Annotated in this window: 12 protein-coding genes; 5 read left to right on the top strand and 7 right to left on the bottom strand. The window is 55.3% G+C overall.

Annotation, left to right across the window (positions count from 1 at the left end; all coding sequences use genetic code 11):
* The first annotated feature begins 181 nt into the window (after positions 1 to 181).
* Positions 182 to 1,405: a GGDEF domain-containing protein gene (locus tag ACJJVH_RS29605; RefSeq protein ID WP_113383464.1), complete on the top strand. Its 1,224-nt coding sequence runs from the start codon at positions 182 to 184 to the stop codon at positions 1,403 to 1,405.
* Positions 1,406 to 1,673: 268 nt separating this feature from the next.
* On the opposite strand, the gene ACJJVH_RS29600 is transcribed toward ACJJVH_RS29605, so the two are convergent.
* The 7 genes from ACJJVH_RS29600 to ACJJVH_RS29570 form a co-directional block, all read right to left on the bottom strand.
* Positions 1,674 to 3,719: a bifunctional diguanylate cyclase/phosphodiesterase gene (locus tag ACJJVH_RS29600; protein WP_113358309.1), complete on the bottom strand. Its 2,046-nt coding sequence runs from the start codon at positions 3,717 to 3,719 to the stop codon at positions 1,674 to 1,676.
* 428 nt (positions 3,720 to 4,147) lie between these two features.
* Complete coding sequence (locus ACJJVH_RS29595; protein ID WP_412066892.1) at positions 4,148 to 6,460, bottom strand: putative bifunctional diguanylate cyclase/phosphodiesterase; 2,313 nt, start codon at positions 6,458 to 6,460, stop codon at positions 4,148 to 4,150.
* A 130-nt stretch (positions 6,461 to 6,590) separates the two neighbouring features.
* On the bottom strand, positions 6,591 to 8,318 hold the full coding sequence (locus ACJJVH_RS29590; RefSeq protein ID WP_113452623.1) for a PAS domain-containing methyl-accepting chemotaxis protein: 1,728 nt from the start codon (positions 8,316 to 8,318) through the stop codon (positions 6,591 to 6,593).
* Between the two features lie 507 nt (positions 8,319 to 8,825).
* On the bottom strand, positions 8,826 to 9,845 hold the full coding sequence (locus ACJJVH_RS29585; protein WP_113383460.1) for a PAS domain-containing protein: 1,020 nt from the start codon (positions 9,843 to 9,845) through the stop codon (positions 8,826 to 8,828).
* 207 nt (positions 9,846 to 10,052) lie between these two features.
* Positions 10,053 to 10,706, bottom strand: a complete 654-nt coding sequence (locus ACJJVH_RS29580; RefSeq protein WP_113358313.1) for a response regulator transcription factor — start codon at positions 10,704 to 10,706, stop codon at positions 10,053 to 10,055.
* Positions 10,699 to 12,456 carry a hybrid sensor histidine kinase/response regulator gene (locus ACJJVH_RS29575; RefSeq protein ID WP_113405885.1) on the bottom strand — a complete coding sequence of 586 codons (1,758 nt, stop codon included), beginning with the start codon at positions 12,454 to 12,456 and terminating at the stop codon, positions 10,699 to 10,701. Before ACJJVH_RS29575 ends, ACJJVH_RS29580 begins: the two co-directional genes overlap by 8 nt.
* Positions 12,457 to 12,822: 366 nt before the next feature.
* A complete protein-coding gene (locus tag ACJJVH_RS29570; RefSeq protein ID WP_113358315.1) occupies positions 12,823 to 12,969 on the bottom strand; it encodes a DUF1127 domain-containing protein in 147 nt (48 codons plus the stop codon).
* Positions 12,970 to 13,563: 594 nt separating this feature from the next.
* Here ACJJVH_RS29570 and ACJJVH_RS29565 point away from each other — a divergent pair.
* The 4 genes from ACJJVH_RS29565 to ACJJVH_RS29550 all read left to right on the top strand — a co-directional run bounded on the left by ACJJVH_RS29565 (position 13,564) and on the right by ACJJVH_RS29550 (position 16,623).
* Positions 13,564 to 13,809, top strand: coding sequence for a metalloregulator ArsR/SmtB family transcription factor (locus tag ACJJVH_RS29565; RefSeq protein ID WP_113358439.1), 246 nt, complete (start codon positions 13,564 to 13,566; stop codon positions 13,807 to 13,809).
* Between the two features lie 129 nt (positions 13,810 to 13,938).
* Positions 13,939 to 14,283 carry a hypothetical protein gene (locus ACJJVH_RS29560; protein WP_412066891.1) on the top strand — a complete coding sequence of 115 codons (345 nt, stop codon included), beginning with the start codon at positions 13,939 to 13,941 and terminating at the stop codon, positions 14,281 to 14,283.
* 618 nt (positions 14,284 to 14,901) lie between these two features.
* Positions 14,902 to 16,014, top strand: coding sequence for a helix-turn-helix domain-containing protein (locus ACJJVH_RS29555; RefSeq protein WP_162760951.1), 1,113 nt, complete (start codon positions 14,902 to 14,904; stop codon positions 16,012 to 16,014).
* Positions 16,015 to 16,158: 144 nt separating this feature from the next.
* Positions 16,159 to 16,623: a hypothetical protein gene (locus ACJJVH_RS29550; RefSeq protein ID WP_162749180.1), complete on the top strand. Its 465-nt coding sequence runs from the start codon at positions 16,159 to 16,161 to the stop codon at positions 16,621 to 16,623.
* The last annotated feature ends 1,481 nt before the right edge of the window (positions 16,624 to 18,104 follow it).

Raw genomic sequence — 18,104 nt, 5'->3', positions numbered from 1 at the left:
CCAGTGGGTTTCAGAATCTTTGCGCCAGGCAACGCCCCTACAATATGACGGAAAGCTTCATTTTTAGTGATTGTTAAAACCATTTGCTCATCCAAAATGGCAACGATCGATTCAGTCATGCATTGTAGTTGTGCTTGTGATTATCCTAGCCGATACAAATGTTACAGCGGATGCCTGGATTATGATGGAAGCGGGAACGGTCTTTACGACGGTGTCCCTGATGATGCTCGCAAATGGCATTGTCCTTGCCGTTGTCTATCGTGACTTAGCGACGACGCTACGTCCTGCGGCGATCTATTGGCAGCTCGGTACGATGCTTGCCGCCGCCGGTTGTGTGGTCTTTGCCGCAACCGGTCTATTACCCAGGCCGCTGATGCTTTTGGCGGCGAATGGCTTCATGAGCTTCGCCCTCACCGCTTATTATGCGGCGGTCCAACGATTTTGCAATGCAAGCCCAAAGCTCTGGCAGCTTCTGCCGGCAAGTATCGCGACAGCATGTGTCCTATGGTTTTCTGCGATCTCGCCCAACTTTCACATTCGGCTTATCGTCGTTTCAGCGGTCTGGATTTTTCTTATGCTGGCCAGCGCCCTCACATTGTTGAACAGCAGAACTGAAGATACCTCGCTTAGCCGATGGGTTCTGTTCGGCATTTTTTCTGTGGTCGCTTTCTATACGCTGTGCCGGCTCGCCATATACCTGGTTATGGGTCTCAGCTCGGATTTTGCCATCGAGTCCGGCGTGAACTGGTTGAACTTGCTGTCGCCGATATTGATGACACTCCTGCCCGTGGTGGGGACCACCGCATTTCTATTAATGTGCTCGGACAAACTAAGACGACAGCTGGAGATCGCAGCCGCGACGGACTACCTGACCGGGCTGCCAAATCGCCGCATGCTGGCTCTTCTCAGCACCAGGGGCTTCGAACAGGCAACGAAGCAGAGGGGCGATTTTGCCGTGGCAGTTCTGGATATCGACAATTTCAAAGCAATTAACGATACGCATGGCCATGATGCGGGTGATATGGTGCTGGTCGGCGTTGTGGATCAATTTCGAAGCCACGCTGACAAGGTTGATATGATTGCGCGCACCGGCGGCGAGGAATTCACCGTCCTGTTCAGCGGAGTTCCTCCAAACAGGGTCGCTGAAACTATAGAAGCCGTACGATCTGCAGTGGAAGCAGCCGCGATCTACGCCGGAAACATCAGGATACCCGTCACTATTTCGGCAGGTATCGCCATGTATAATCCCGACGACGCGATGTTCGAGGATATGCTGCGCCGGGCGGACCAGGCGCTATATTCCGCGAAAATGGCCGGGCGCAATCGCGTTGAGTTTCCGATGTCAAACGTCAGACCGGTAGAGCCTGGCTGCATAGCTGACGATAGGCAACATTTAGGCGCTTAGTCGCTGGCGATCGGACACGCATTTTAATTTCAGCGTGCTTTCGAGAGATCGAGATCGCCGTCAGCATGCATGCATGCGACGCTGTAGTACGATAGGCGTTTCCGCACAGTCATTCCCCTCCCCGTTCGCAAAGGCCGGATGCAAGGATGACTTGAGCGGCTGCTTGCCGTCTGGCCTATCGACTATCGCCATGACACTTCTGCGCGCGTCCTTGCGATAGCCGTGCCGTCGTTGCAGTAAGCAAACCGTCTGTCGGAGAAAGCAGCACTCACACGCGGTGTCCCCCGCCAGCACGCATCTGGCCCGCTGCGGCAATCTGGTCCATGGGACCAGGACGTCCGAGCAGGAAGCCCTGAGCCTCATCGCAGCCTTCGCTCGAGAGCATGGAAAGCTGGTCCTGGGTCTCGATCCCTTCGGCTAGAACCGGAATGCCGAGACTCTTGCCTAGCGCCAATATTGCCCGGATGATGGCGATGCTTTGCGGTGTCGGTGTCGTCTCGGCAAGGAACGAGCGGTCGATCTTGATACGGTCGAACGGGAAGGAGCGGAGAGTATCGAGAGAGGAATAGCCGGTCCCGAAATCGTCAAGCGCGATGCTCACGCCGAGAGCCTTGATCTGGCGCACCGTATGCAAGGCTCGCGTCTTGTCGGCATAGATTGTCGTCTCGGTCAGTTCGAGTTCCAATCGCTCCGGCGGGAGTCCGCTCTCCATCAGCGCCTCCATGATAAGCCGCGGCAGATCGGCATGCCCGAACTGAACGGCCGACAGATTCACGGCGACCTTGTGCGGCGGGTCCCAGGTTGCGGCCGTGGCGCATGCGGTTCGCAAAACCCATTCGCCGATCGGCAGGATCAATCCGTTTTCCTCTGCTAGCGGAATAAACTCGGCCGGTGAAACCGGACCGAGCCGCGGATGGTTCCAGCGCAGCAATGCCTCGTAACCCTGGACCTCGCCGGTCGAGACCGAGGTCTGCACCTGGTAATGGATGGAAAGCTGGTTTCCGGCCAGCGCTTCGCGCAGATCGGCGGCGAGACTGCGCCGCGCACGTACCGTTTCATCCATAGACGGCTCATAGAAGCATGCCGATCCTCCGGCCGTGGACTTCGCCCGATACATGGCGAGATCGGCATTGTTGACAAGCGTCGTCTTGTCGGCCGCATCGTCGGGAAAGATCGCTACGCCGAAGCTCGCACCCGGCATGATCGCGTAATCCTCGATGTGAATGGGCTGGAAGCAGGCAGATTCGAGTCGAGACAGGAATTCGGAAAGACCGTCCGCATTGTCCATCCGATAAAGGGCCGCGAACTCATCTCCGCCTGTCCGAGCGACAAACTCTCCTTCGGTTTCGCGCAAGGCGCCCTTCATGCGCCGCCCGAGGATACGCAATACCTCGTCGCCGGCACTATGGCCGCGCAGGTCGTTGATCTCCTTGAAACGGTTGAGGTCGATGCCGACCAGCGCGAGCCTGCCTCCCTGACTTTTCGCGAGATCGAACTCGTGGTCAAGACGCTCGCCGAAATTGGCCCGGTTCGGCAGGCCGGTGAGCGGGTCGTTTAGCGCCATCACGCGAAGACGCTCGATGGTTTCGGCACGGCTGCTGTCGTCGATGAGGTAGCTGACCATACCGGCCACGACAATAACGAAAGCCATGCCCGCAACGGCCAGAGCAAGAGCGTGCAGCGCTTCAGGATTTGTAAAGGAACCCTCGATCAACGCCGGTTCCACGCGGAAAGCCGTCATGCCGGTGAAATGTAGTGCGACAATCGCAAACGCCAGGATACCGGCCATGACGTTGGCGGCGTACCGACCGGATCGCATGGCCATGTGCAGCGCTGCCGCAGCCAAGACGACCGAGAGCACGATCGACGCGATCAGATACCTCATGTCCCACGATACGATACCCTGCACTCGATAGGCCATCATGCCGGTATAGTGCATCGCCGCGATCGCCAGACCGACGACCGCACCGCCAAGGGCCGGCATGAAACGAGCAACACGGCTTCCGGCAATGGCGAAACCGGCCGTGGCGCCAATGACGGCGGTGAGCAGGGAAACGACCGTCAGGACGGGATCGAATCCTATCGGCGTTCCGGGGTCGAAGCCAAGCATGGCGACGAAATGAGTGCACCAGATAGCAACCCCGGCGGCAAGCGCCGTCAGGATGTGCCAGCCTATCCGCTGCGCGCCTGTCGTGCTGAACGTTCGCTGATAAAGGCGAGCCGTGACCCACGAGCCCGCGGCGCAGAGAACGGCAGCCATGCCCACGAGCCAGATATTGTGTTCGTTGATGATGCAGCCAAGCACCGTCATCATGAAAGAGGTCCCTTTAAGTTCTCAGACGCACCAGACGCAACCACCGATCTCGTTCGGTTAGACCCGAAGGCGTTAATGATTTCCCGTAGGAGATCAACTCCCCGATCGCAAGGCGAAACGAATTTCTTGACGATGCTCCGCCCCAAAGACGCCTTCTCGTCACACATTCGGGCAAATCGACACCATTTCCATGCTACCGACATATTCGGAGTTTTCCTCGATTTGTATGTTTAACGAGCCGCTGGCGAGGATGCCGGGAAAAGCGAGCATGCGCGCGAAATCGCAATGGCGTCCGGTCCGGGATCAAAGTTCAAAATCGTCTCCCCGGCGATATAGGCCGGATGCAGGCTTGCACCCATCTCCGTCACAGATCGGATGCACCAGATGGTCAAGGTCAGGGATTTCATAGGCTCTGTTACCTGGCGGTTTTAGGCGGCTGCGATCCTGGTTGTCACCTTGTTTAACTCCGCTACGGCGGCGGCATCTTTGGCACTCGGCTCGGGCCGACCAAAGAAATAGCCCTGAACCTCCGTACACCCTTCGTCGATGACTCGCTGCAGATGGGCCTCGGTTTCAACCCCTTCGGCTACCGTGGTCACGCCCAGCCGTTTTCCGAGGTCGGCAATGGCGCTTACGACGGCAGCCGATTCCGGTCGCTCGACGGCATCCTTCACGAAAGACCCGTCGATCTTGATCTTATCGAAAGGAAACGCACGGAGATGGGTGAGCGAGGAATAACCGGTTCCGAAGTCGTCAAGCGCCACACGTACACCCATATCGCGAATGAGGCGCAGGTCTCCGATCCCGCTATGTTCGTCTTCGAGCATGGCGGTTTCGGTAACTTCGATTTCGAGGCGGTTCGGGGGCAAACCGGTACGCGTCAGGGCCTCCAGAACGACAGGCACGAGTGTCCCTTTGCCAAGCTGTGCAGCCGATATGTTGACGGCCACGCACGCGCCGTCTTCCCATTGGGCGGCTTCGCGGCAGGCCGTGTTCAGTACGAACTCCCCGAGCTGTTCTATCAAACCGCCTTGCTCGGCAACTGGAATAAACTCGCCTGGAGAAATCCATCCGTGTTGCGGATGGTGCCAACGGATCAGCGCCTCGCGGGCGGTAACCTTTCCGCTGCGAACATCAACGATCGGCTGGTAGAAGACGAATAATCCTTTTCGCGTCTGGAGCGAAGTCCGCAGCTTGGCTTGCATGCGTACTCGTTCCTGGATCTTGCTTTCCATGTCGTCGGAGAAAAGCCTATATGTTCCTTTGCCCGCAGCCTTGGCGGCATAGAGCGCTATATCGGCACGAGCCAACAATGCCTCGCCGGTGTTGCCATGCATCGGAGCGAGCGCGATACCGATCGAAGCGCCGATTTGAATCTGCCTGTTATGGTCAAGTGTGTAGGGCGATGACAGCGCATCGATGATCCGCGCTGCGAGATTTTCCAGTGGCGGCGTATCATCGCACTGAATCAGTGCTGCAAATTCATCGCCGCCAAGCCGGCCGATCATCATGGCCGGATCGTTGCAGACGATGCGTAACCGATCGGCGACTTGCTGCAGCAATTGGTCGCCGACACGATGTCCTCTGGTGTCGTTCACCAGCTTGAACCCGTCGAGATCGATAAACAGAAGGCCAGGTCCATTTCCCGGTGCGGCGAGGTTCGCCTCCATTTGCTCGCTGAAAGTGATACGGTTGGCGAGGCCGGTCAGTGTGTCATAATGAGCAAGCTGCCGAATGCGTCTTTCGGCCTCCACTTCCTTGGTGACGATCGCCCAGGTGAGCATGGGTCCAAGATAGCTGCCATCATCGGCCATGATGGCGGAAACCTTTAGATCCAGTACTTCCGACCCGAGATTGATGCGAGCGTTGTGCGGGAGGTTGGCGGGATTGGCCAGCAACCTGCGCTGGTGCGCAGGATGTTTATGGAAAACGTCGATGGACGTGCCGAGCAAAGCGTCCGCCTTGATCGGTAGCAGATGCTCGATCAGGCAAATCAAACGTTTCGAGGTTTCATTGGCATAATTGATGTTCAGCGTATCCGGTTCAACGGTCATCACGGCGACAGGCATGTCATCGATCATCCGCAGCAAACGGGTTTGCGCCTCTTCCCTCCGGCGTGCCTCGGTCTGTGCGTTGATCATCCGCGCGAAGTCGCGATAATTGATGTTGATGATCACCAGCATGCCTATTGAAACAAAGGCAATGTTGACTGCGGTCGCGATGAAGGTCGGCTGCCCGGTTGCTGCGAAGAACGCGATGAATGCTCCGTTAACGAGCATGGCCACGATCAGGGCGGCCGAACGCAGGTGCATCAGGCTGAAGATGCAGGAAATTACCGTGATGGCCATGTAAAAGGCCAGATGTGACCGGGTGTAAGCGTCTCCATAAGGAAAGAGCAGGAACGACCAGGCGGTGAAGGACAGGGCGATGCCGAAGGCAAGATAGTTGACTTGCCGGAGAGCCCGCAGCGCGCCCTCCGCCGTCGGACTGGTGCGGCGAGACTTCCACCAGTGCAGAACTCTCACGGCGCATACAAGCGTAAGCACGCCGGGAATTCCTCCCGTCAGCCAGAGAGGCGCGACCGGCAAATGGGTAAGAGCCACTGCCCAGGTGCTCGACAGGAGAATAAGATACATTAGCGGCATCTGCCGCGAAAACGCACGATATTGCGCCTTGAGCAACTCCGGATTGTCGACTGGGATCGACATGAACCCCTGGACCCGCTGTATCACCTGCTTCATTAATACATTGCCTCCTCACTTCCCGGACGCGGCGCAAAACCATATCCAATATTACTCTGGGAAACTCAGCCGTTTGCCGCGATCGTTAATCAAACCATTCCGGAGGCGCTCCCGAGCGAGAACCCCGGCATTATCCCGCCAGCCTGCGCGGCATGAGGGACATCGGGCTTGTGACGGACGCCAGATCCTTTACTCTGCTTCGGCTATTCTCCTCGGCGACACGGAACTGCCCCAGGAGGGTGAAGAGAGCGTCGGCCTCGCGTGCCAGGCTATGACTCGCGGCGGTGGATTCTTCGACCATCGCGGCATTCTGCTGCGTCCCCTGGTCGATGCTGTTAACAGCGGTGTTGATCTCCTTCAGACCGGTCGCCTGCTCCCGGGATGCATCCACGATCGCCACCACATTGAGGCTGATGTTCTGAACTTGCCGGACGATCTCCTGCAGAGCATCTCCCGTTTGCACGACGAGCGAGACTCCGGATTTCACCTGCTCGCTGGAAGTATTGATGAGCGCCTTTATTTCCTTGGCCGCCTTTGCCGAGCGTTGCGCGAGTTCACGAACCTCTTGCGCTACGACGGCAAACCCTTTTCCGGCCTCGCCGGCGCGAGCGGCTTCGACGCCGGCGTTAAGCGCCAGGAGATTCGTCTGGAAGGCGATGTCATCGATTACGCCGATAATGTTGGAAATCTCGTTTGACGATCCTTCGATCGCGCTCATCGCCGTAATTGCGGTGCGGACGATCTCTCCGGACTTCTCAGCGTCCTGTCGCGTAGTCGCAACAAGCTTGCCCGCTTCAGCAGCGCGACGGCTGGAATCTGTGACCGTCGTCGTGATTTCCTCCAGAGCGGCCGCTGTCTGCTCGACCGAAGACGCCTGCTGTTCAGTTCGCTTCGACAGATCGTCAGCAGCGGAACGAATCTGATTGGAGCCGGCAGCGATCACCTGTGCATTTTCACCGACCGCGCGCATTGCAGCGCACAGCTTTTCCGACGCCCCGTTGAAATCGGTACGTAATTGTTCGAGGGATGGAATGAATGGGTTTGAAAGAGTCAAAGTCAGATCGCCATTCGCGAGGCTTTTCAGCGCGCCGGCAAGCGATTCGACATTTTCGACACGGCTGGTGACGTCGGTCGCGAATTTCACGACCTTGAACACGCTGCCATTCATGTCGAAAATTGGATTGTAGGAGGCTTGAATATAAACTCGCCGGCCACCCTTGCCGATGCGCATGAATTCTTCCGCAACGAATTCGCCGCCACGCAGGCGTTCCCAGAACTGTTTGTACTGGGGACTCTGCGCATAGGCCGCCTCGCAGAACATCGAATGATGCCGCCCCTCGATTTCCGAAATCTGGTAGCCGAGAGTGGAAAGAAAATTCTGATTTGCGGTGATGATATCGCCCGTCGGCGTGAATTCGATGACCGCCTGTGCCCGCGACAAGGCATCCAATTTACCCACGTCCTCTGCGCTCCTTAGCTTCTGCGCAGTGATATCGGTGGCAAACTTGACGATCTTGTAAGGCTTGCCGCGGCGAAACACCGGGTTGTAGGACGCCTCAATCCAGACTTCCTTGCCACCCTTGCCGATACGTTTGTATTGTCGCCGGTCGAATTCGCCACGAGCAAGTTTCGCCCAGAATGCGCGATAATGTTCTGAGCCGGCCTCCGCAGGATCGACAAACATTCGATGATGCTGCCCGATGATCTCAGAAGGAGCATAACCCAAGGCATGACAAAAATTTTCATTTGCTTTGAGTATCTTGCCATCGAGATCGAATTCGATGATCGCCTGGGACTTCTGCATTGCGGCAAGTACGGCCGCTGCATCGGAAGCATAGCCGAAAACTAGAGATTTCATGATCCCTCCTCACAGTCGTTAATAGAATTTGAAAATGCTCATTGGTCTGCGCTCCGCGCCTCATGGGCCGGGAGGAGCGCTGGAAAGAAATTCAACAGGTGCGTGCGATGCAGTCGAGCCGTCGCTTACGCACAGCGTTCGGGCAGATTGATCAACCAGAATATCAGTCGGTTCGGAGCGTGAAACTCAAGCCTGGCATGCGTTCTTTGTTCTTTGAACGCAACCGCTTGCTAGGATCGGAAACCGGCAAGATTATTCTCAAGGGACGCATTCGACGGCTCGCAATTCGGCTTTGACTTTTGTTCCAAACCCGCCCTCATGTCGGTTTCGATAATGACCTTATCATCTGGCTATTTTAAGCTAGCAGACAGATATTGACGATCATCATACAAGTTAACCCTCCGCGAGAGAATCAAGGAAGAAAATTGCAGAATTTTCTATCAAAAAACATGCAGAAGCTCGGCTGCAGGAAATAAATTGATTAGATTTTCATCGTCTTGTTTCGATTTAAGCTTGAGGTTCGTTTTCGATCGCTAAAGTTACGCCTATCGATCCGGAAGAATACGACATAACAATACCATGACGATTGAGTACCGCGAGTATCGCCGAGACGGTCACTTCCTTCATGTGCTCGTCGGTGGTTTCATAACGCCTTATCGTCGCCGGAGAGACACCGGCTTCATGGGCAAGTCTGTCTGCCGACCAACCAAGCATCGCTCGCGCGGCTCGTAACTGCTGGGGTTTCAGAGCAGCGATGTGATCCAACCGGGGTTCCGCGCACTCAACGCGCCATATTTCCTGGATGCCTCCAAGCCACTCGATGATCGCTCCATTCTCTTGCCGGACGGGCATGCATCGCGCCAGTACCCGTTTGTACATACCGTCTGCGTAGCGTAAACGATGATAGCTCTCAAAGGCGACTTCTTCACGCAGACAAATCGACCATTTTTCAAGAACGCGGTCGCGGTCGTCGGGATGTATCACGGTCTCCCAGCCGACGTTTTCGGCTTCGTCCGGATCCTGGCCTGTGATGGCCTGCCATCCCCTGCGATCGATAATGGTGCCGGCGAGATCCATTGACCAAAAGATTTCGCGCGTCATGTCGAGAAAGGTGGTGAGCCTTGCACGCTCCCTATAGACTGCAGCCCGCGCTTCGCGATCGCTGGACAAGCCTTGAATAAGACCGACAAGGCGACCGTTCACGGCGGAATGCTCCGCGGCGATCCGGACCCAGCGAGGGGGATGGTTTCGCTGTACCAAACGGACTTCTCTCGACACGGATTCCCCCATTGTCGCGATTGAGAAGAGGGCGCGAAAGTTCTCGCGGTCGTCGGGATGCAATAACGAAATCCAACGCTGGAGATTTATCGCTTCCCCACGAGGAAGACCCGTCAGCCTGGAAAAGCCGTCGGTACCGCGGATCTCTCCGCCCCTTATGTCCGCATTCCAAAAGCCGATATCGATGAACTGTTCGGCGAGTTCGACATAGTGCCGGGACGAAACGAAGTTCGGCTGTCTATTGGGCATGCCATATTCCGGTCAGCAGGAGTGACCAGTTGCAAAAGCGAGCAATAGATTCGTCGAGCCATCGCGTTGCACCGTCTGGTCAAGAGAGATTGCTCACCCGCCTAACATGGAAATCTGGATCGAGCATATCAGGTATTCACCTGATAGAAGTCCGCTTTATGAAATAACCCCGTCCCTCCCCCCTGGAAACCTTCAACGCAACCCGGGTCACGGTGAAATCAATCTTCTCCTGATCGCGCAGCGGACAAGCTCGGCAACCGTGTGCACCTCCAGCTTTCTCATTGCCGCCATTCGATGTGAATCGACAGTCTTGATGCTGACATTTAACCGAGCGGCAATATGCCGGTTTGTTGCACCCTCCGAGACAAGTTTTACAATTTCAAGCTCTCGCGGCGTCAAGACCGACCGCGAAGAGCCATCAGAGACGAGCGGCGGCGAATTAAACGGATATGGACCAATCGTGTGGCTCACATATGTCCGCCCCTCGACCACGGTCTCGATGGCGGTTAACAGCGCGATATCTTCGTCGTTTTTTGATACCCAGCCACGCGCTCCGGCCTCCAGCAGATCCATCACGAGTTCATCTTGATTATGCATCGTATAAATCAATATGCCCAAGCGCGGAAATTCCCGGGAAAGGAGCCGCGTTACTTCCAATCCATTACGCAGAGGAAGGGAAAAATCGAGGATAACGACATCGGGATTATGCTCTCGGGCAAGATTGACCACGGCCTCACCATCTTTAGCTTCGGCACAAATGTACCATTCCGGTCGCACCGCAAAGCATGTCCTTATGCCTGCGCGTATCAGCGGATGATCATCAGCGATCAATATGGAAAGGCGGCCGGTGGTTTCAGCCATGACGATTGTCTCTGTTCTGGGGCGTGGACTTCCGTTCAGGGTTCATTCCCCCGGCTCGATGCGAATTCGATACATCGACGAGCGCGTCTGCTCCCATCTCCAACGGTAGCCGAAGCCTAACGACGGTGCCCCGATTTTCCTTGCTGAAAATCTCCACACGGCCGCTGCACTGGCGGACGAAATCCAGCACTTGGCTCAAACCCACACCATTGCCAAGACCTGGCTCCTTCGTCGTGAAGAACGGATCGAAAGCTCGGTGCCTGACATCGTCGGCCATACCGGCGCCGTCGTCGCTTACATGGATATCCACCCAACGCGAAACGCCATTTCCACCGTCTTCCTGCGCGATACGGACATCGATACATACCGTTCCGCCGAACGGCATCGCATCGCGCGCGTTCAAGACCAGATTGACAATGGCGGATTGGAACTGCTTCTTATCGACAAGGCAGATGGCCGCATCCTCCGTTAAAGTGGTCGTAACCTTGGTGAGCGGCCCTGCGGCTTGCGTCAGGATAGGCAAAGCTTCTGAAATGAGCTGATTGAGGTCGAATGCTTCAAGGCGCGTCTCCGTGTTCCACGCATGAGAGAGTAGCTGGTTGACCATTTCCCTCCCGGCCACAAGGGATTGGTCGATCTCGTCAAGTACGCCGAGCGCGTCACGCCTGTCTGTCACCATCGGTCGCAGGACCGAGACGCCCGAGCGAACAATCCGCATGAGATTGCCGATATCATGCGCGATGCCACCGGCAAACCGCCCTATCGCTTCCAGCCTCTGGGCACGCTCCAGACGCAGGCGAGCCAATTCCTCACGATACCTGCTACGGCGCGACAACCATTCCAGCGCAAGGAGCAACAGCAGCAGGATTGTGGCGCCTATGATCCCCACGGTCGCATGAGTCCGCCAGGCACTCATCACCTCAGTCTCGTTCAGCGTCATCATAACCACGACCGGAAGAGAATCCAGATGTTGGTAGCCGATGACCCTGTGGATACCGTCGATCGGGCTTTCACCCCAGTAGACCCCATGACTATCGCGCGTGAGCAGGCTGCGGAATGGCTCTGCGGCGGCAAAAGAAGTTCCCATCGCCCGATCGTCTTCCGGAGAGCGGGCAAGCAGCGTCCCATCCTCCAGCAAGAGAAGGATCGTGCCGTCGCCCATCCATAATTGCCGATAGAAGCGCTCGAAATACAGCGGCTCCACGGCAGCGACGACGATGCCGCGGAAATCGCCGTTCGCCGCGTTTATTCTTCTGCTCATACTGATGAACCAGACGCCCACGGAACGGCTTTTCAATGGACCGCTGATATGCATCTGAACCGACGCATCCAGTTTATGCACGCGATAATACTCCCGGTCGGCAAGGCTAACTCTTGGCGTCGACGGATAATCGGTATCGTGAGAGATATATCCATCGGCCCCAATCACGAACAAAGCGCGGACGTAGGGGAGTGTCGCCAGGCGTTTATGCAGTTCGTTGCGAAACGTGGAATCGTTGTCGGCGAGGCTCGGATTGCTGGAAATCTCGCCTGCGATGCCCTGCAAGTTCAGATCAATCGACTGAATAGTCCGAGCGATTTGCTCGGACATGACATGAACGAGGTTGAAGACCGTGTTTTCCGCCTCCACGCGTGCTGCAGAATGACTGCGCCATAACTCATAGGAAAGCAGCGATATAATACATAGACCGAGGATGATCGGCCGTATCGATTGGAATAATTGACGACGGATTTCAAACCAGATCTGCATGTTGCGCGGGCACCGTTGATCAATCTATTCAGAGAACTTTGCTCATAAAGCCAAAACAATGGCCGACGCTATGATCGCCATCAATATAGACACAATCGAGGGCAAACGCATTTTTGACGGCGCCTGCTTCTCGAATGCATTACTTGGAATGTGCAACTGGATGGCGATGAATTGCTTCAATGCGGCCAACATATGCCGTTTGCTCAAAACGGCGACGCCTTCAAATGGAAGACATGCAATAAATACATATCGAAATGGGCGCCCAAGCATGCGAACCGCATGGCCTGAAGCATGAAGGCGCCATATAAAAACGCCCGCAACATGAGCGGGCGTTACATGGCTTTATCGGATATCGGTTCCGCGCGACTAGCGAGCGATCGATGCACGGGCAATACGGCGAATATCGGACCGGTCGATGCCAAGGTCCTGCAATTCACGACCAGACATGCGGCTAAGCTCGGCCACGGTTTGATGAAATTTGCGCCAATTGTTGAAGGAGCGTGCTACGTTCATAATAATTCTCTTTTCCGAGGTTGGCTGACGTCAGCAACCTTTCTCGGCCCCGGCGTCGTTTCGATGATCGGAATATAGGCATTTCAATCGATTTAAAACAGCGCTAATATCTCACATCACCTATGCATTGAATGCAAGACCGAAGACATATCCGAGCCGCCAGTGGCATAAATAACGGCATTATGAGAAATTTGCCTTCAATATCCCTCTACGCTCGCATCATTAAAATCGCGAGCCGCTTGCGGAAAAGTTCCACATAGGGAGAGGTCGGGATAATCGGGAAAGTAAAAATTCAATCATTTTGAGTGGCCCAATTTTGGGCGAGTATCATTTTGATTAAAATTTGTATGTTTTGGGCGGTTGAATCCTGCGTAGCGGAAGGCTCCCATTGGGCAATAAGCAACATCTGCCTCATAGATTTAACGAACCAAGTCCGCGAAAATTATTATCAAAATCGCCATTCCATAGGATTTGGAATGTTGGCCGGAGCTCAATGGCAGACAGCTCGAGCAGTGCGCCGAACAACGCCGCAACTATGGGAGCAGAGCATTGGATGAGAAACAGGCAGAGCTTGCCGCCGCACTCTTGACGGCAATGGCAAATCCGATCCGACTCGAGACGCTTGCTTTGCTGCTGGAAGGAGAAGCTTCCGTTAGCAGAATTATTACTCATATCGGAATGAGCCAATCGGCAGTATCGCAGCACTTGGCAAAATTGCGAAGGGAACGCCTGGTCAGGACACGAAGGGATGCTCAAACAATCTATTACTCCTTGAGCTCTTCAGCCGTGCGCACTCTCCTCCAAGTTCTGGATACTATCGATCCCAGCTCGTCAAAATAACATGTCCCGTTGCCTCTGTCGCATTTGTCACACCTCAAGACCCTCTTGCGTAATTTCAAATCCTATGGATCAATTTGCGGTGTATGGCTTTTCCATCCAGGTTCATAGTGGCTGTGAATTGGGGAGCTGATGATACACAAAGCCTACTTCCCTATAACCTATATCGATGTGCCGGCAAGCGAACCGCATCCGGCCAATACATACTATCGCGTGTCAATGGGCATCGAGCATTGGGATAACGAAGAGCCGCGCTACGTCTATAAGATACAGATGGTCTTTAATGGTGTGGTAGTCTGCGATACATCGCCATTTTACCCACAGGGTAGTGGAGATTTTTCCAGAATCATCGATGCGATCAGTACCATCCGGAAGGGTGGAGGCAGAAACGGCCGAGGAATGATGACCGCAACCGGTGATCAGCCGGGTATGCTGTTGCAGGAAATGGAGCAGATGCTCAAGATGTATTCGATCTGAAATATGATCACTTTGACATAGTAGCTTAATCCCGGGATGTGATGGCGGATTATTGTTGCAGCAAGAGGTGCACCGGCACACCCTCGATCCGAAGAGTTCAGTGACGCTGGGCAGCCGTAGGCCTATATCGCGCAATATGGCCTTCCAACGCCCCCCTGATAGGATTGCACAATAGCCACTCGTGCACCGAAGATATCGACAACGCTCTCTGTGCCGGCCTTGGGTTGTCATCCTTCCTGGAGAGCCGCTTCTTCAGAAAATTCGCCATTATGTGTTTCCTCTCATTTCGCTCTCGAACGAATTAGCCTGAAACACAGCGAAGTGCTTTGCATCTGTCCGCCGGCGCGTTCGACAGAATGGCAGCATCATGGATTGGGCCGAACCATGCATGAAATGAAGTTCGCTCGCGTATGATATCGCTGCGCATCATCTCGACAAGACGGTCAGCCGCTTCTCATGCTGGAACTCGGACCCCCGTATTTTCAAATCCTTTTGATTGGAGATAATATTTGAAGCAATATTCATAGTTGCGTGGTCATTCCTAACATGGAAGCACGATTACACTGAACGGGGGCGCGTTCTGGCATGGATACAACAGAGACGGAGCAACTATCGCGCGTGGTCGGCGCCTTCTATGATGCGGCCCTTGATCCGGACAGCTGGCCGAATGCCCTGGAGATGACCTGCTCCTTCCTTGATGCTGCGGCAGCCAATATGGCTTGGCAGGATCCGGTAACGCAATCGGCAATGGTTTTGCATAGTTATGGGGAAGACCCCAAAGCTCAAAGGGAATATCGGGAACGTTACGTTCATCTGAATCCTCTCTTCCCCGCCGCCATATTCCTTGAGCCGGGTGCCATTTTCAGCTGCATTGACTTCATGCCGCATGAAGAGTTCCAGCAGACGCGCTTTTTCAAGGAATGGGTTTCGCCGCAGGGCTTTATCGATTTCGCCGCCACCAATATTTATCGATATCCGACAAGCTCATCGTTCTTTGCTGTTCGCCGCAGCCGCGCGCAAGGTTATACCGATCAAGAAGTCCGTCGAAAGATGGCACTGATCGTGCCTCATGTAAGACGCGCTGCGATGATCGGGCGCGAGATCGATACGCAGCGCGCCAGCACCGCGAAGCTTGATGCCCTGCTTGGAGCGGTTTCAGCCGGCGCATTTCTCGTCGATCCGGCGGGCCGCCTCGACTTCATCAACGAAATGGGACGCAAGTTTCTTGATGCGAGGGAAATCGTGAGGGAACAGGACGGCATCCTGAAAGCCTGCGATCCGGCGACCGACCGCTTGCTTCAAGCGGCACTGCTTGCAGCAAGCACTCGGAACGACCTGGCGCTCGGCGATGCGCGGCCATCGATCGTGCTGACAAATACGACCGGGGTGCGTTTCCTGGCCCATGTGCTGCCATTGGCGTCCGGTGCGCGCCAGAAAGCAAGTCTGGGCTTTTCGGCCAGCGCTGCAGTTTTCATCCGCCGGGCCGAGATTCCGATCATATCGGGTATCGAAGTCGTCGCGAAGCTCCACCGTTTGTCGCCAGCCGAGATCAGGATCCTGCAAGCGGCGATGACGATGGGTAGCGCAAGCGAAATAGCAGCCGCCCTCGGCATCACGGTGCCCACCGTCAAAAGCCATTTCGCCTCGCTCTTCCGCAAGACAGGCACACGGCGCCGCTCCGATCTCATCAAGGAGGTCGCAGCGCATGGCAGCCCGCTTTTCCCGCAATGAGGGGGCGATCGCATCCATCGGACGATGAGCAATCCGAAGCCACGCCTGGACGGGTTTAGACAAAAAGCCGCGCCGACAAAGCCAAACCAACCCATCGCCAGAAGAAGAAGGGGCTCGGCAAAAGGTTGGGCGCCAGGAAGGCAGATGCTCGCGCGTTACGCTTCGGGCAAATTGCCAGGACCTAAAGTCGCGGAAAATCCTGGAGAGAGAATAATTGATGCCCTAAGGTCGATGATTATATCGATCTACGATGTCTCGCATGGCATTCCTGTGCCACAAAATAGGGAACCCGGCCATATGCGGCGGTATTACGGTGTAAGTTTGGCGATCAGCGTCATTACGCTGCTGGTTTGGATGGTCTACTGGATGAGCTATCATGCGCCGACCGCGGCCGATGGCAATGGGCCGGACGGTTTCGGCCTGCTGTTACTCCTAGCCTTCTGCCTCGTCATGTTGCTGCTTGCCCATTCTGCCATATTGGCGTTGGTGGTGCGCAAGCATCGCGCCGCAACCATTTTCGGCGGCCGCTGGGGATTGCCGATCCACCTGGGGTTGGCGGTATTGGGGGTGCTCTGGCTGATGTTCGGCGTAGGCATGCTTGCGGAGTAAACACGATACCCATGAGCCGGAAGCCATCGAACAGCCGCGCTCCTAAATTCGGGGGCTCTCGTGTCGCAGGTCTTGGTCGCAAGCGATGAAAATCTTGCGACACTATCTGCGACAGTCAGCGCGTGACATGAAAATGGCCGGCGTGTTCTGCAGACACTATCGGTTAAGATTGCTTGTCTAGCGGCCTCGGCCTCATTCAGTTGCCGGTGATAACAAGCGACCGCAGCGAGATCGACTTTCGGTATGAACCGATTGCGGCCCCGAGCTAATGAAAATTCCGGCTCTTCACCTTCATCGTGTCGATATGAAGATTTGAAACTTATGCCGAATCCGTTCCCTAAAGCTCGAGACAGGAAAAATTACAAATCTATCTCTCACCAACTGAAACGAGGACCGAAAGAGCCATAAGACCCCGATGCAGACCCGCTTGGTGCTAATTCATTATCCCGTTGGACTCTCTCTGCCCACCGACGACGGTCGGCCGCTTTATCTTTGGCGTCGGCGGGATCAGTCGATTTGCTCTCGGTGACGGGACGAGATTGACCGCCGGCGCCGCCGACCGTCGAGCAGGAAACGAAGAAGACGGCGGGAAAGATAATCAGAACTCCTGTGGCAGCTGCCCTCGTGACCCCGTGGTAGATCGCCTGCATAGACATCCGTGATGCTCTCGTTGACCATTTGTAATAGCGAGAGATATTATTCAATTTCGCACCAGGTGAAAACCGCAGGCTATTCAGATGTCCGTTTGATGATCAGTACCGGTCTCCGGCCTCACGTTGCCACTCGCCATATCGTACGTTGTATATCACAAGCAATATTGCAGCCTCGGGCCGTAAGTGGCCGAGTTCACTGAAAATTGCGGATTCGAACCTGAGTCTGCATTTTCATTAGAAACGGTCGAGTTTTCAAAAATACACGGGTCCGGAACTTGAAGCGAAATTTCCAAACGCTAAGAAATTGCCGCGGCGCCCAGGTGTTCTCCGAAGTGCTGCTGAAACAAATATTTCTCCTGATGACCCGGCCAGAACTCGCAATTCAGAAAAGTCGGCGTCTGAAACGGTTGCCGCCGCCTTGTCCCTATGCCGACAATTCGTCCTCTTCTGTCTTAGTAACGATATCGACTTCGCTCTATTCTTTGGCTGTTCATTATGGGGTGATCCGCCCTTCCGGGGACGTCGAGTATGATAATCCGTCATCGAAGGAAGAGGAACCAATCCATAGTTAGCACATTGCCTTTCCGACCAAAGCCCATCTGCCAGCCCGAACGAGGCTCTTCAACGAGTTTCTCGTTCGTCATTTCAGGGACCGTAAATTACGGGGAGGACCAGCATTCGCTGGCCGGTATTGCCCGTCCCGGCCCTCTCAACCTCGCGGATCGCGCCAACGGCCGCTCTGCCCTTGCCGCACAAACTAGCGGTCGCCGGCCAGTTCCGCAGGGTGCCGGTCGAATAATCTTCAAAAGTGTCGACACATTAGTGGAC

The organism is Rhizobium sp. SYY.PMSO (genome assembly GCF_046840415.1).
Lineage (GTDB): Bacteria > Pseudomonadota > Alphaproteobacteria > Rhizobiales > Rhizobiaceae > Rhizobium.
Note: the sequence above shows the minus strand (reverse complement) of the source record. Positions and strands in the feature narration are given on the sequence as shown.

Bases quoted from the DNA above. Each gene is read 5' to 3' on its own strand.
- ACJJVH_RS29580 (WP_113358313.1), bottom strand. From the start codon at position 10,706: ATGGCTGAAACCACCGGCCGCCTTTCCATATTGATCGCTGATGATCAT.
- ACJJVH_RS29590 (WP_113452623.1), bottom strand. From the start codon at position 8,318: ATGAAATCTCTAGTTTTCGGCTATGCTTCCGATGCAGCGGCCGTACTT.
- ACJJVH_RS29550 (WP_162749180.1), top strand. From the start codon at position 16,159: ATGCTCGCGCGTTACGCTTCGGGCAAATTGCCAGGACCTAAAGTCGCG.
- ACJJVH_RS29600 (WP_113358309.1), bottom strand. From the start codon at position 3,719: ATGATGACGGTGCTTGGCTGCATCATCAACGAACACAATATCTGGCTC.
- ACJJVH_RS29585 (WP_113383460.1), bottom strand. From the start codon at position 9,845: ATGCCCAATAGACAGCCGAACTTCGTTTCGTCCCGGCACTATGTCGAA.
- ACJJVH_RS29575 (WP_113405885.1), bottom strand. From the start codon at position 12,456: ATGCAGATCTGGTTTGAAATCCGTCGTCAATTATTCCAATCGATACGG.
- ACJJVH_RS29560 (WP_412066891.1), top strand. From the start codon at position 13,939: ATGATACACAAAGCCTACTTCCCTATAACCTATATCGATGTGCCGGCA.
- ACJJVH_RS29565 (WP_113358439.1), top strand. From the start codon at position 13,564: ATGGCAAATCCGATCCGACTCGAGACGCTTGCTTTGCTGCTGGAAGGA.
- ACJJVH_RS29605 (WP_113383464.1), top strand. From the start codon at position 182: ATGATGGAAGCGGGAACGGTCTTTACGACGGTGTCCCTGATGATGCTC.
- ACJJVH_RS29595 (WP_412066892.1), bottom strand. From the start codon at position 6,460: ATGAAGCAGGTGATACAGCGGGTCCAGGGGTTCATGTCGATCCCAGTC.
- ACJJVH_RS29570 (WP_113358315.1), bottom strand. From the start codon at position 12,969: ATGAACGTAGCACGCTCCTTCAACAATTGGCGCAAATTTCATCAAACC.